The organism is Streptomyces roseifaciens, assembly GCF_001445655.1.
Taxonomy (GTDB): Bacteria; Actinomycetota; Actinomycetes; order Streptomycetales; family Streptomycetaceae; genus Streptomyces; species Streptomyces aureoversilis.
The window spans coordinates 807,301-819,988 of the sequence record NZ_LNBE01000004.1 but is presented as its reverse complement, the minus strand read 5'-3'; the positions used below and the strand labels follow the sequence as shown (position 1 = coordinate 819,988).

13 protein-coding genes are annotated in these 12,688 nt (G+C 74.1%); 4 read left to right on the top strand and 9 right to left on the bottom strand.

Going from position 1 to position 12,688, the window contains the following annotated elements:
* Positions 1-114: 114 nt before the first annotated feature.
* Together AS857_RS20795 and AS857_RS20790 are read left to right on the top strand one after the other, a co-directional pair.
* The gene (locus AS857_RS20795; protein ID WP_058044795.1) at positions 115-894 is read left to right on the top strand and encodes an alpha/beta hydrolase; all 780 of its coding nucleotides are present in this window, start codon (positions 115-117) and stop codon (positions 892-894) included.
* Positions 887-1,477, top strand: coding sequence for a hypothetical protein (locus AS857_RS20790; protein WP_058044794.1), 591 nt, complete (start codon positions 887-889; stop codon positions 1,475-1,477). Before AS857_RS20795 ends, AS857_RS20790 begins: the two co-directional genes overlap by 8 nt.
* Positions 1,478-1,487: 10 nt before the next feature.
* Here AS857_RS20790 and AS857_RS20785 read toward each other — a convergent pair whose 3' ends face one another.
* The 6 genes from AS857_RS20785 to AS857_RS20760 form a co-directional block, all read right to left on the bottom strand.
* A complete protein-coding gene (locus AS857_RS20785) occupies positions 1,488-2,249 on the bottom strand; it encodes an endonuclease/exonuclease/phosphatase family protein (RefSeq protein ID WP_058044793.1) in 762 nt (253 codons plus the stop codon).
* Positions 2,250-2,449: 200 nt separating this feature from the next.
* Positions 2,450-3,391, bottom strand: coding sequence for an ROK family glucokinase (locus AS857_RS20780; RefSeq protein WP_058044792.1), 942 nt, complete (start codon positions 3,389-3,391; stop codon positions 2,450-2,452).
* Between the two features lie 57 nt (positions 3,392-3,448).
* Positions 3,449-3,913, bottom strand: coding sequence for a DUF5304 domain-containing protein (locus tag AS857_RS20775; protein WP_058044791.1), 465 nt, complete (start codon positions 3,911-3,913; stop codon positions 3,449-3,451).
* 80 nt (positions 3,914-3,993) lie between these two features.
* Positions 3,994-5,337, bottom strand: a complete 1,344-nt coding sequence (locus AS857_RS20770; RefSeq protein ID WP_058044790.1) for an ArsA family ATPase — start codon at positions 5,335-5,337, stop codon at positions 3,994-3,996.
* Positions 5,338-5,387: 50 nt separating this feature from the next.
* The gene (locus AS857_RS20765; RefSeq protein WP_058044789.1) at positions 5,388-5,837 is read right to left on the bottom strand and encodes an SRPBCC family protein; all 450 of its coding nucleotides are present in this window, start codon (positions 5,835-5,837) and stop codon (positions 5,388-5,390) included.
* A gap of 67 nt (positions 5,838-5,904) precedes the next feature.
* Complete coding sequence (locus AS857_RS20760; RefSeq protein ID WP_058044788.1) at positions 5,905-6,666, bottom strand: metallophosphoesterase family protein; 762 nt, start codon at positions 6,664-6,666, stop codon at positions 5,905-5,907.
* Between the two features lie 292 nt (positions 6,667-6,958).
* On the opposite strand from AS857_RS20760, the gene AS857_RS20755 reads away from it, so the two are divergent.
* Positions 6,959-8,755: an AMP-dependent synthetase/ligase gene (locus tag AS857_RS20755; RefSeq protein WP_058044787.1), complete on the top strand. Its 1,797-nt coding sequence runs from the start codon at positions 6,959-6,961 to the stop codon at positions 8,753-8,755.
* An 89-nt stretch (positions 8,756-8,844) separates the two neighbouring features.
* Here AS857_RS20755 and AS857_RS20750 read toward each other — a convergent pair whose 3' ends face one another.
* A complete protein-coding gene (locus AS857_RS20750; RefSeq protein ID WP_058044786.1) occupies positions 8,845-9,987 on the bottom strand; it encodes a glycosyltransferase family 4 protein in 1,143 nt (380 codons plus the stop codon).
* Between the two features lie 85 nt (positions 9,988-10,072).
* Positions 10,073-10,249, bottom strand: a complete 177-nt coding sequence (locus tag AS857_RS41570) for a hypothetical protein (RefSeq protein ID WP_245700763.1) — start codon at positions 10,247-10,249, stop codon at positions 10,073-10,075.
* On the opposite strand from AS857_RS41570, the gene AS857_RS20745 reads away from it, so the two are divergent.
* The gene (locus tag AS857_RS20745) at positions 10,221-11,372 is read left to right on the top strand and encodes a glycosyltransferase 87 family protein (RefSeq protein ID WP_420823954.1); all 1,152 of its coding nucleotides are present in this window, start codon (positions 10,221-10,223) and stop codon (positions 11,370-11,372) included. The two genes, AS857_RS41570 and AS857_RS20745, sit on opposite strands and share 29 nt — an antisense overlap.
* 68 nt (positions 11,373-11,440) lie before the next feature.
* Here AS857_RS20745 and AS857_RS20740 read toward each other — a convergent pair whose 3' ends face one another.
* A complete protein-coding gene (locus AS857_RS20740) occupies positions 11,441-12,649 on the bottom strand; it encodes a hypothetical protein (RefSeq protein ID WP_420823988.1) in 1,209 nt (402 codons plus the stop codon).
* Positions 12,650-12,688: the final 39 nt, after the last annotated feature.

The following is a 12,688-nucleotide window of genomic DNA, read 5'->3' as shown; positions in this document are numbered from 1 at the left end:
TGTGTGCGACGAGGAGACCTTAACCTGCCTACCCGCCGTGCGGCGCTCCGCGTACGCTGAGGACCGGACCCTCTGTGTCCTCCCTTGCCCCCGTTCCACCGATCGGAGATCCCGGTGCCGCTCCTCCCCGGAGCCGAGCCGTTCCGCCATGAAGGCGGAGAGGTAGGCGTCCTCGTGTGTCACGGCTTCACCGGTTCCCCGCAGTCCGTGCGGCCCTGGGCGGACCACCTGGCCGGGCGCGGCCTGAGCGTCTCGCTGCCGCTGCTGCCCGGGCACGGCACCCGCTGGCAGGACATGCAGCTCACCGGCTGGCAGGACTGGTACGCGGAGGTCGACCACGCGCTGCGGGAGCTGAGCGAGCGCTGCTCGCAGGTGTTCGTGTGCGGCCTGTCGATGGGCGGGGCGCTCGCCCTGCGCCTCGCGGCCCGCCACGGGGACGCGGTCAGCGGCATCGTCCTCGTCAACCCGGGCAACAAGGTCCATGGCCTGGCCGCGCGGGCCCTGCCCGTCGTGCGCCACTTCGTGCCCTCCACCAAGGGCATCGCGAGCGACATCGCCAAGCCCGGCGCCCAGGAGGTCGGCTACGACCGGGTGCCGCTGCACGCCGCGCACTCGGTGCGCCGCTTCTTCCAGCTGGTCGACGCCGAACTGCCCCAGGTCACCCAGCCCTTGCTGCTGATGCACAGCCCCGAGGACCACGTCGTCCCGCCGGCCGACTCCGCCCGCATCCTCGCCCGCGTCTCCTCCCGGGACGTCACCGAGCGACTGCTGGAGCGCAGCTACCACGTGGCCACCCTGGACCACGACGCCGAGCGCATCTTCGAGGACACCTACGCGTTCATCGGCCGGCTCTCCGGCGTCGGCACCCAGGAGGGGACGGCCGCCCGTGGCTGAGCGTGACGCGGGCCGCGACGAGAGCCGCGACCCGCTCGACGAGGACGCGGCCTGGGCGGAGCTCGTCGCCGCGTACGGGGAACAGCCCGACCCCGCGACCGGCCGCTGGCCGGCCACGGGCGACGACACCGGCACCCCTGCGGGGGCCGGGAAGGACGCCAAGGACACGGCGGAGAAGGACGTCACCGGGAAGGACGCCTCCCCCGAGCCCTCTCCGGCACGGGAGGAGCCCCCGGGCAGCTTCATCGTCTACGCGCCCGGCGTCGGCCCCCGCGACTGGAGCACGCCGGAGCCCCCGGAGGGCGGCGCGGACGACACGGACGACGCGGACGACGAGGGCCACTTCATCCCGCCCGAGCCGCCGCCCCTGCCCACCGGGGACGTCACCGCCCGCTTCGCCTGGATCGCCGTGCTGGGCGGCCCGCTGCTGCTCCTGATCATGGTGCTGCTGCAGCAGGAGCTCACCTGGTGGGTGACGACGATCGGGGTCGGCGGCTTCCTCGGCGGCTTCGCCACGCTCGTCCTGCGGATGAAGGACAGCGACGACGAGGACGACGACCCGGGGCGCGGCGCGGTGGTGTGAACCGCCCGCCCTACGCCGCCGGCACCCGCAGGGCGGCCAGCACCGGCAGGTGATCCGTGGCTGCCCGGAGATCGCCTTCGGCGATGCCGGGCAGCCCCATGGGCACCCCGCACCCCAGCACCTCCACCCCCTCCGTCGCGAAGACCGCGTCGATCCGCTGCAGCGGATCGCCCAGCCGGGTGGTGTGCTCCCTCCCCCACGGCTTCGTCGCCCAGCCGTCCTGCAGGGCGTCCGCCAGCAGGCCGAAGGTGCGGCCGTCGGGGCGGTCGTTGAGATCGCCCGCGGCGACGGCGTGCGGCACGTCCATGGCGGCCAGCCGGTCGAGGAGCAGCAGGCCCTGTTCGTAGCGCTCCCGGTCGTTGATGCTCAGGTGGCAGCTGAGGACGCCGAGCCGGGCGCGGCCGAAGCGGAGCACCGCGGTCGAGAAGCCCCGCTGGTGGAGGCCGGGGGTACGGGGCAGCAGGACATCCTCGGTGCGCTCCACGTGGGCGCGGAGCGAGGAGAGGACCATGGGCCCTGAGGCGGTGGCGCCGCCCGAGACGTGGACGAGCCCGGAGGTCCGGGCGAGCCGGGCGGCGGCCTTGCGCCAGCGGAAGAAGCGGGGTGCCTCCTGAACGCAGACGACGTCGGGCCGGCAGGCCCGGATCACCCGGGCGAGGGCCGCGACGTCGTCGCGCATGGAGCGGATGTTGTAACTGAGCACGCGGATGACGACCGAGCCGTCCGGCTCGGTACGCGATGCCGGGAGGTCCGCCAGGACGTCTGCACTCATGCGCTCGCCGATCCCTTCCGCCGCAACGGCGCGATGCGAGACGGCGGTCTGGGGGTCCCCCCAGCGGTAGCTGGGGGCGGTGCCGAATCCACTTGAGCCGAGTTCGGCACCGCAGGCATGCGCCGTCGTGGTTGATGTCCGCCGCGGCGGAGGGGAATGCCCGGCGGCGGACGGGAACGGGGGGACCCCGGACCGCGGAACTACCCCTGCCGGGCCAGGTCGGCCGCGCCGACGAGCCCCGCCTTGCCGCCCAGCTGCGCGGCCAGCACCTGCGCGTGCGGGCGCCACTGGCCGCCGATCAGCCAGCGCTTGAAGGACTTGCGGATGGGGTCGAGCACGAGGTCGCCCTCGTCCGAGACGCCGCCGCCGACGATGAACGCGGAGGGGTCGAAGAGCGAGGCCAGGTCGGCCAGGCCCGCGCCCGCCCAGCGGGCCAGCTCGCGGAAGGAGTCGATGGCGACCGGGTCGCCCTGCCGGGCGGCGGCGCTGATGTGCTTGCCCTCGATGCCCTCGACCGTGCCGTCGCCGAGGCCCAGCAGGATCGTGGCGTTCTCGGGGGTGGCGTTGGCGCGCTGCTTGGCGTAGCGGACGAGCGCGCGCCCGGAGGCGTACTGCTCCCAGCAGCCCTGGCTGCCGCAGCCGCACAGCAGACCGTCGGGGACGACCCGGATGTGGCCGAACTCGGCGGCCACGCCGAAGCGGCCGCGGCGGAGCTTGTTGCCGATGATGATGCCGCCGCCGAGGCCGGTGCCCAGGGTGATGCAGATGACGTCGTCGTGGCCCTGGCCGGCGCCGAAGCGGTACTCGCCCCAGGCCGCGGCGTTGGCGTCGTTCTCGACGACGACCGGGAGGCCGACGCGCTGCTCGACCTTGTCCTTCAGCGCCTCGTGGCGCCAGTTGATGTTCGGGGCGAAGAGGACGGTGGCCCGCTTGTCGTCCACGTAGCCGGCGGCGCCGATGCCGACGGCCTCCACGTCGTGGTCGGCGCTGACCGTGCGCACCGCGTCCGCGATGGCGTCGATGACGCCCTCGGGGGTCGACGGGGTAGGCACTTTGCACGTCGCGAGGATGTTGCCCGCTTCGTCGACCACACCGGCCGCGATCTTCGTGCCGCCGATGTCGACGCCGATGGTGAGTCCCATGTGTCCCTCAGTTTTTCGCTCGAACCCCGCCGCGACCCACCGTACCGGAGCCGGGGATCAGTCGAGGTCGATGCGCTCGCTCCCGCCCTTGCCTCCGTCACCTTCGCCGGGTCCGGCGGGCTTTCCGGGGTGCTGCGCGGGCTCGTCGCGCACCCAGCGGGCCTCCTGGCCCCGGACCGCCGCGCGGTAGGCGGCCAGGAGTTCGGAGCCGGCGGAGGCGAGGTGGTCGAAGACGTCGGGGTTGCGCTCGATGACGGGCTCGACGACGGCCTTCGCCTGGGCGACGACCTGCTGGACGACGCCCTGGGCGGTGCCGCCCCCGAGCGGCAGCTGCATGCCGGAGACCTTGTCGGCGACGGCGTCGACGAGCTTGCGCAGCTCCTCGGCGGCGGTGCCGGGCGGCGGGCCCTGCTGCGCGCGCCGGCGGGCGCGCTCGGCCTCGAGGTCCTCGGCGCAGGCCTGCTCCCAGGCATCGGGGTCGGGCGCCGCCCCGGGTGCGGGGCGCTCGGTGTGATCGCTCATGGCAGCGCCTCCTGGCTCCTGCAAACAGGGGTTTTCTCCGACGTTACCCGAAGGGCAGGGCGCCGTTCGGACAGTGCCGTTCAAGAGGGCCTTGGCCACAGGTCGGGGTCGGGGGTGAAGCGTACGCACAGCGCTCCGTCCCGCAGGCCCGCGCCCGAGACGGTGCAGCGGCGCAGCGCGGAGGGCAGGGTCAGGACGCGGCGGAACGGGCCGACGCCGACGATGAGTTCGTCGCCGCGGCGCAGGAGGTCGAGGTCGCCGCGGTCGGCGCCGGGCAGCGGGAGGCGCCACAGCAGGACGCCGTCGGCGGCGAGGCGGTCCTCGACGGCCGGCTCTCCGGCGGCGCCGGTGCCGGTCCAGCCGTCGAGCTCGTCGGTGAGGCCGCCGCCGGGTATGACGCCGAAGCCGCCGGCCGAACCGTTTCCTCCTGCGGCGGCGACGCCGATGGTGGTCGAGCGCGCACGCGCGGCGAGCTCGGCGAGGTCCTGCCGGCCGCGCGGGCCGCGGCCGAGGTGCGGCAGCTCGCAGACGGTGACGCCGTCGACGAGGAACTCCTCGTGCAGGGTCTTGTGGGCGGCGAGCTGCTCGGTGACGAGGCCGGCGAGCCAGGGGTCGGCGGTGACTTCGCCGTCCGTCACGCCGTCGCCGGTGACGCCGGGCAGCAGGCGGTTGGCGACGAGGGCGTCGACGCGGCAGCCCTGGAGGGCAAGGGCGGCGCGGGCGAGGCGCAGTTCGCCGGTGGCGAGCGGGCCGGGTTCGGCGACGAGCCGCACGGTCGTGCCCTCGGCTTCGAGGACGTCCTGGACGGCGGCGAGCTCGGCCTCCCAGCGGCCGGCGGTCTCGTAGAGCCGCTGTGTGGGCATGGGCACGCCGGCGAGCTGGGCGAGCACGGGGCGCAGGGCGCGGGCGGCCTGCCGCTCGGCGGGCAGCAGCCTGCGCAGGTAGCGGCGCAGCTGCTCGGGGAGGGCCAGCAGCCGCACCGTGGCGTGCAGGGGCGGCATGTCGGCGACGAGCAGGTCGTAGCCCCCGTCCGCGTGGGCGGCGCGCAGGGCGGTGAGGAGCGCGAGGGGCTCGGCGCCGGGGAGTTCGGTGAGCTCCTCGGGGTCGAGGGGGCTCGCGCCGAGCAGGTCGAAGAGGGAGGCGCCGCGGTCCTGCAGGTCGCGGGCGCGGTCCTGGAAGTGCTCGCCGGTGGCGATGCGGGCGGCGTGGAGCCCGGGGGCCGCCTCGGAGGGCGGGCCCCAGAGCGCGCCGCCGCCCGCCTCGGGGGCGGGCAGGGCGGTGCCGAGCACGGCCTCGGGTGCGGGGCCGCGGTCGGCGGTCAGGAGCAGGACGCGCCGCCCCTCGCGGGCCGCGGCGAGGGCCGTGGCCGCCGCGGCGGTGGTGCGGCCCGCGCCGCCGGGACCGGTGACGAGGACCGTGCGCAAGGGGGGAGCCTCCAGCGGTGAAGGTACGTAAGGCGGTCAGCGGCCGGGGCTCAGGAGGCCGCGCCGCTCTCGACGCGCTTCTTGAGGCCGTCGAGGGCGCGGTCGATGATGACCTTCTCCGCCTTGCGCTTGATCATCCCGAGCATGGGGATCTTCACGTCGACGGTGAGCTGGTAGGTGACCTCGGTGTGCTTGCCGCCCGCGGCCGGCGCGAGGCTGTAGGAGCCGTCGATCTGGCGCAGCATCTGCGACTTCACCAGCGACCAGCTGACCACGTTCTCCTCGGGCCAGCTGTAGGCCAGCACGTGGTCGTCCTTGATGGCGCCGGCGTCGAGCACGAGACGCACCTGCGTGGCCCGGCCCTGCTCGTCCTTCTCCAGCACCTCGGCCTGCTTGACCTCGCCGGTCCACTCCGCGTAGCGGCCGAAGTCGGCGATCACGGCCATCACCTCGGCAGGGGTCGCCTCGATCGTGATGCTCGAGCTGGTGTGTTCCGCCATCTCAGTGGCTCCTCCGTACCGGTCCGCCGCCTGGTGTCTGCCGCTGAAGGCTACATCGCGCCGCCCGTCACCACTCCAGCACCCAGGGTGTACCCGTGGAGGCGAAGTGGCCGACGTTGACGCATTCCGTCCCCCCGATCCGCATCCGGCGGGCGAGCGGCTGGTGGACGTGGCCGAAGAGCGCGTAGCGGGGGCGGGTGGCGCGGATGGCGTCGAGGAGGACGGAGCTGCCGCGCTCGAAGCGCCGGGCGACGGTGTCGTAGCAGAGTTCGGGCACGTCGGGCGGGATGTGCGAGCACAGGACGTCCACGTCGCCGAGGGCCGCGACCTTCGCCGCGTACTCCTCCTCGGAGATCTCGTAGGGGGTGCGCATGGGCGAGGGGAGGCCGCCGCCGACGAATCCGAAGACGAGTCCGCCGATCTCGGCCCGCTCCCCGTCGAGGACGGTCGTGCCCTCCCGGGCGAATTCCGGCCAGAGTCGGGGGATGTCGACATTTCCGTACGTGGCGTACGTGGGCGCGGGGAAGGCGGCGAAGAGCTCGGTGTACTGCTTGCGGACGGCGGTCTCGATGGCGGAGTCCCGGTCCATGCCGCGCCACAGGCTCCGCGCCAGCTCACGGGCGTCGTCGAAGCGGCGCGCGGTGCGCAGCGCGACGATCCGGTCGGCGTTCTCCACGCCGAAGATCTCGGGGAAGATGCCGCGCGAGTGGTCCGCGTAGTCGAGGAAGAGGACCAGGTCGCCCAGACAGATCAGGGCGTCGGCGCCGTCGCCCGCCCGGGCGAGGGCCGTGCTGTTGCCGTGCACGTCGCTGACCACATGAACCCTCATACCGCCTCCATGCCGATCACCCTAGGCGCTGCGGCGCAGCCTCCGGAAGGGCTGCGACCTGCGGTTACTTCTGTGGTTACTTCCGGGTCACCAAACGGACCGGCTAGGGTGCGGGGAGCAGTCCCGCGGCATGTGACGCAGAGAACATCTGGGCGCAGCCCCCTATTCGAAAGCCGTACTGGTGGGTAACGTCCGGGCAGTCCACTACCCCCCTTGCCTGATCATGGACCGCAGCCGACGCAGCGCCCCTCGAAGACGCGGCGGCGCCGGCGCCCGACGAGGAGCAGCAGTCTTGCGCGAGTTCAGCCTTCCGGCCCTCTATGAGGTCCCTGCGGACGGAAACCTGACGGATCTGATCCGCCGCAACGCCGCGCAGCGCCCCGACGTCGCCGTCATAGGCCGCAAGGCCGGCAACCGGTGGGAGGACGTCAGTGCGGCGCAGTTCCTCGCCGAGGTCCGCGCGGCCGCCAAGGGTCTGATCGCCTCCGGTGTGCGGCCGGGCGACCGGGTCGGGCTGATGTCCCGCACCCGCTACGAGTGGACGCTGCTGGACTTCGCGATCTGGAGCGCCGGCGGCGTCACCGTGCCGGTGTACGAGACGAGCTCGCCCGAGCAGATCCAGTGGATCCTCAGCGACTCCGGCGCCGTCGCCTGCCTCGTCGAGACCGCCGCGCACGAGGAGGCCGTCGAGTCCGTCAAGGACCGGCTGCCCGCGCTCTCCCACGTCTGGCAGATCGAGGCCGACGGCGTGGCGAAGCTGCGCGAGGCCGGCGCCGGCATCACGGACGAGGAGGTCGACGAGCGCAGCGGCCTCGCGAACGCCGACTCGCCCGCGACCATCGTCTACACCTCGGGCACCACGGGCCGCCCCAAGGGCTGCGTGCTCACCCACCGCGCGTTCTTCGCGGAGTGCGGCAATGCGGTGGAGCGGCTCAAGCCGCTGTTCAACACGGGCGAGTCGTCCGTCCTGCTCTTCCTCCCCACCGCCCACGTCTTCGGGCGCCTGGTGGAGATCTCCGCGATGCTGGCGCCGATCCGCCTCGGCTGCGTGCCCGACATCCGCAACCTCACCGACGAGCTCGCGGCCTTCCGCCCGACGCTGATCCTGGGCGTGCCGCGCGTCTTCGAGAAGGTCTACAACGGCGCCCGCGCCAAGGCCCAGGCCGACGGCAAGGGCAAGATCTTCGACAAGGCCGCGGACACCGCCATCGCCTACAGCCGGGCCCTCGACACCCCGTCCGGGCCGGGCCTGGGCCTGCGCATCAAGCACGCCGTCTTCGACAAGCTCGTCTACGGCAAGCTGCGGGCCGTCCTCGGCGGCCGGGCCACCCACGCCATCTCCGGCGGCGCGCCGCTGGGCGAGCGCCTGGGCCACTTCTACCGCGGCATCGGCTTCACGGTCCTGGAGGGCTACGGCCTGACCGAGTCCTGTGCGGCGACCGCGTTCAACCCCTGGGACCGGCCGAAGATCGGCACCGTCGGGCAGCCGCTGCCCGGCTCCGTCGTGCGCATCGCCGACGACGGCGAGGTCCTGCTGCACGGCGAGCACCTCTTCCAGGGCTACTGGAACAACGAGGCGGCCACCGAGGAGGCGCTGTCCGACGCCTGGTTCCACACCGGCGACCTCGGCACCCTCGACGAGGACGGCTACCTCACGATCACCGGCCGCAAGAAGGAGATCATCGTCACCGCGGGCGGCAAGAACGTCGCCCCGGCCGTGATCGAGGACCGCATCCGGGCCCACGCCCTGATCGCCGAGTGCATGGTCGTCGGCGACGGCCGCCCGTTCGTCGGCGCGCTCGTCACCCTCGACGAGGACTTCCTGCCGCGCTGGCTCGCCGACCACGGCAAGCCCGCCGGGATGACGCCGGCCGAACTGGCCGAGGACGCCGACCTGCTGGCGGACGTGCAGAAGGCCGTCGACGACGGCAACGCGGCCGTCTCCAAGGCGGAGTCGGTGCGCAAGTTCCGCATCCTGCCCGCGCAGTTCACGGAGGCGTCGGGGCACGTGACGCCGTCGCTGAAGCTGAAGCGGAACGTCGTCGCGAAGGACTTCGCGGACGAGATCGAGGCGATCTACCGCGGCTGACCCGCCCTCTTCTCCCCGTACGTGCCGGAGGGGCCGGATGCCATCGCATCCGGCCCCTCCGGCACGTACGGCACCTACGAGGAGGCTTGTCAGAGCAGCGTCTTGAGGCGCTCGGCCAGGAGGTCCCAGCGCCACTTCTCCTCCACCCACTGCCGCCCCCGCGCGCCCATGCGCGCGCGCAGCTCCGGGTCCCGCAGCAGCGTCACGATGCGGTCCGCGGCCCGGGCCGGCGAACCGCCCTGCACCACGTACCCCGTCTCGCCCTCCAGGACCGCGTCCGGCGCCCCGCCCGAGTCCCCGGCGACCACCGGCAGACCCGTCGCCGAGGCCTCCAGGTAGACGATGCCGAGGCCTTCGACGTCGAGCCCGCCGCGGCGCGTGCGGCACGGCATGGCGAAGACGTCGCCCGCCCCGTAGTGCGCGGGCAGCTCCTCCCACGGCACGGCGCCCGTGAAGCGGACGGCGTGGGCGACGCCCGTCTCCTCGGCCAGCCGCCGCAGGTCGTCCCCGTACGGTCCGCCGCCGACGATCAGCAGCACCGCGTCCGGAACGGCCGCCAGGATCCGCGGCATGGCCAGGATCAGCGTGTCCTGGCCCTTGCGCGGCACCAGCCGCGAGACGCACACGACCACCGGGCGGTCCGCGAGGCCGAGCCGGGCGCGGACCTCGTCGCCGCCGGAGCCGGGGTGGAAGGTCTTCTCGTCCACGCCGGGCGGCAGTTGCACCATCCGGGCCGCCGCCTCGTCCGTCAGCGCGGAGGCGATCCGCGAGCGCGTGTACTCCCCCAGGTAGGTGAGGGTGTCGGTGCCCTCGCCGATCCGCCGCAGCAGCTGGCGCGACGCGGGCAGCTGCGCCCAGCCGGCCTCGTGCCCGTGCGTGGTGCCGACCAGCCTGCGGGCGCCCGCCCGGCGCAGCGCCGGGGCCATGAGCCCGAGCGGGGCCGCGGCCCCGAACCACACCGAGGTACAGCCGTGTTCGCGCAGCAGGCCGGTGGCGCGCCGGGTCACCCGGGGCGTCGGCAGCAGCATGGTGGTGCGGTCGCGGACGACCGTGAACGGCTGCTCGGCGTCGAAGCGGGCGGTGGCCTCCGCACCCTCCTGGCCGCGCTTCCAGGTGGAGGCGTAGACGACGATGCCCGACGGGTCCAGGCGCAGCGCCATGTTGTGCAGGAACGCCTGGATGCCGCCGGGGCGGGGCGGGAAGTCGTTGGTGACGACGAGAGTCTTGTCCATCGCCGTCCGACAGTACCGGGTGCGATCGGGGGCAGTCGGGGCCCCGTCCCGCCACGTCACGGCGTATGGACCGGCCGGAACGGCATCATGCCTTGCAGTAGCGGCGCGCGTACAGCGTGTAGTGACCGTGAAGGGCGAGGTGGATGATGGCGGGCAGGGGTTTGCGGCTCTCGTTCGCGGCGTGGGCCGTCACCCGGGCCGTGCTGCTGATGTGCGTGCTGCGGGTGTGGGTGATGCCGGGGTCGGACGTCTCCGTCGACATCGAGGTGATCTACCAGGGCTGGTACGGGGTGCTGAGCACCGGCACCTTCCCCTACGACGACGTCACGTGGCAGTACCCGCCCGCCGCGGCCTTCGCCGTGCTCGCCCCCGGCCTGCTCCCCTTCCTCGACTACGCCCCCGCCTTCTTCGTGGTGTGCCTCCTCGCCGACGCGGTCGTCTACGCGCTGCTGCTGTACGCGGTGCGGGGCGGGCGGCGCCGCACCGCCGGGGTGTGGGTGTGGGTGGCCGGGGTCCCGCTGCTCGGCCCGATCGTCTACGCCCGCTACGACGTGATGGTGACGGCCGTCGCCGTGGCCGCCCTCCTCGCGGCCGGGCGCCGGGCGCGGCTCTCGGGGGCGCTCGCGGCCTTCGGGGCGCTGCTGAAGGTGTGGCCGGTGCTGCTGCTGGTCGGCACGCCGCGGGGGCCCCGCACGCGGGAGGCGTGGGGCGCGGCGGTGGTGACGGCCGCCGTGCTCGGGCTGGCGTTCGCGGCGACCATGCCGGGGGCGCTGGCGTTCCTGACCTTCCAGCGGGACCGGGGCACGGAGGTGGAGTCCCTGGGCTCGCTCGTCTTCCACCTGGGGCGGCACGTCGGCTGGCACGGCCACGCGCGGCTGCACTACGGCTCGGTGGAGTTCCTCGGCCCCTACGTCCACACGGTGAGCCGGCTCGCGCTCGTGCTGAGCGTGGTGGCGTTCGCCTGGCTGCTGCTGTGGCGCGTACGGGCGCGCAGGTTCACGGCCTGCACGCCGTACGAGGCGGCGTTCGCGTCGGTGCTGCTGTTCACCACGACCAGCCGCGTCATCAGCCCGCAGTACGTCGTCTGGCTGCTCGGGCTGGCGGCGGTGTGCCTCACGATGGGCACGACGCGGCAGCGCCTGCCCATCGCCCTGGTCCTGCTGGCCGCCCCGCTGACCCAGCTGGAGTTCCCGATCTGGTTCTCGCACGTGGTGGCCAGCGACAAGCTGGGCGTGGCGACGCTGACCCTGCGGAACGGGCTGCTGGTCGTGGCGACGCTGGTGTCGTGCACGCGCCTGTGGCGGGAAACGGTGTCCCTGCCGGGGGCGTCCGACACACCGGACGACCCTCCCGCGGAGAAGGAACCGGCCTTGCTGGCCGGTTAGGCGACTTCCCGGGCAGCCACCGGGCATCTTGCCGCAGTCAAGAAAGAACCGCCGCAACGGCGGGCCCGTCAGCCCGAGCGCAGCTGCTCCACGACGTACGCGCGCCACCGTTCCGTGAACTCCTGCGTCGAGACGCCCAGAACGTCACGCAGCGCGGTCTCGACGGCCCCGTCGCGGCGGGTGTGGGAGCCCACCGCGCGGTAGAACTCGACCAGTTTCTCCTCGCTCCAGCGGTCGGCGATCAGCCGGCAGGCCAGCCACCCCTCCTCGTACGCGCGGGCGAGCCGCCCCGCCTCACCGGTGAAGCCGAACTCGGGGTCCCCGGGCAGCCGGCCGGGGAGGGTGCCGGCGGCGGCCGCGCGGGAGAGTTCGGGGGCGGCCTGGCGGACGGTGCGGCCGGTGTCGCGGTACGCGGCCCAGTCGGCGAAGCCCTCGGACAGCCACAGCGGCGTGGCCTTCGTCGTCCTGGCCCGGGTGGCCACGTGGGCGGTCTCGTGGGTGAGCACGATGCGCCGCCCGAACGCGCCGAGCACCCCGTACGCCTCGGGGTTGACGATGATGCGGTCCGCGGGCGCGGCGGCGCCGGAGCCGCCCGCCTCGCCGGTGGTCACGGCGGCGATGCCCCGGTAGTTGGAGACGGGCGAGTCCAGGAGCGCGGCCATCCGGTCCAGCGAGGCGGGCATCTCGACCACGACCCGGCCGGGCCATTCGCGCGACCCGGCCCGCCAGGCCGCGCCGACGGCCGGGACGGCCTTGTCGGCGAGGTCGGCGAGGGCGCGCAGCCGCTCGCGGTCCTGGCCGACGCCGAGGACGAGGCTGCGCTCGCCGCGGACGACGCTCACGGGCCCCTGCTCCCACAGCTGGTGCCCGCCGCGCCGGGATCCGGCGGCCACGTACCAGCGCCCGTCGCGCTCGACGAGGGTCAGCCGGCTGCGGGCGGTGACGGGGGCGCTGTCGTAGCCCGCCAGCCGGTAGCGCAGCTCGGCCTCGGCGGCGACCCGCCGGCCGTCCCCGGGCGCCGGGGTGAAGCCGCCCGTGCGTACGAGGCGGTAGTCCCAGGAGGCGAACGGGACGGCCGCGAGGTTGGCGAAGAGGCGGCGCTGCTCCTCCCGGTAGCTCCCGGCGGCCGGATCGACGGCGGCCAGGAAGGCGCCCTCGTCGCGGTCGCGGACCGCGGCGGCCCACCGGTCCAGGACCCCCTGCAGGGCCTGCTCGCGGGCGTCAGGGCCCCCGGAGAGCCCTCCGGAGCAGCCGGTCAGGCAGGCCTGGAGGGCCATGAGGAGGGCCGCCAGGCAGCACGCCGCCCGGCGGGCCGG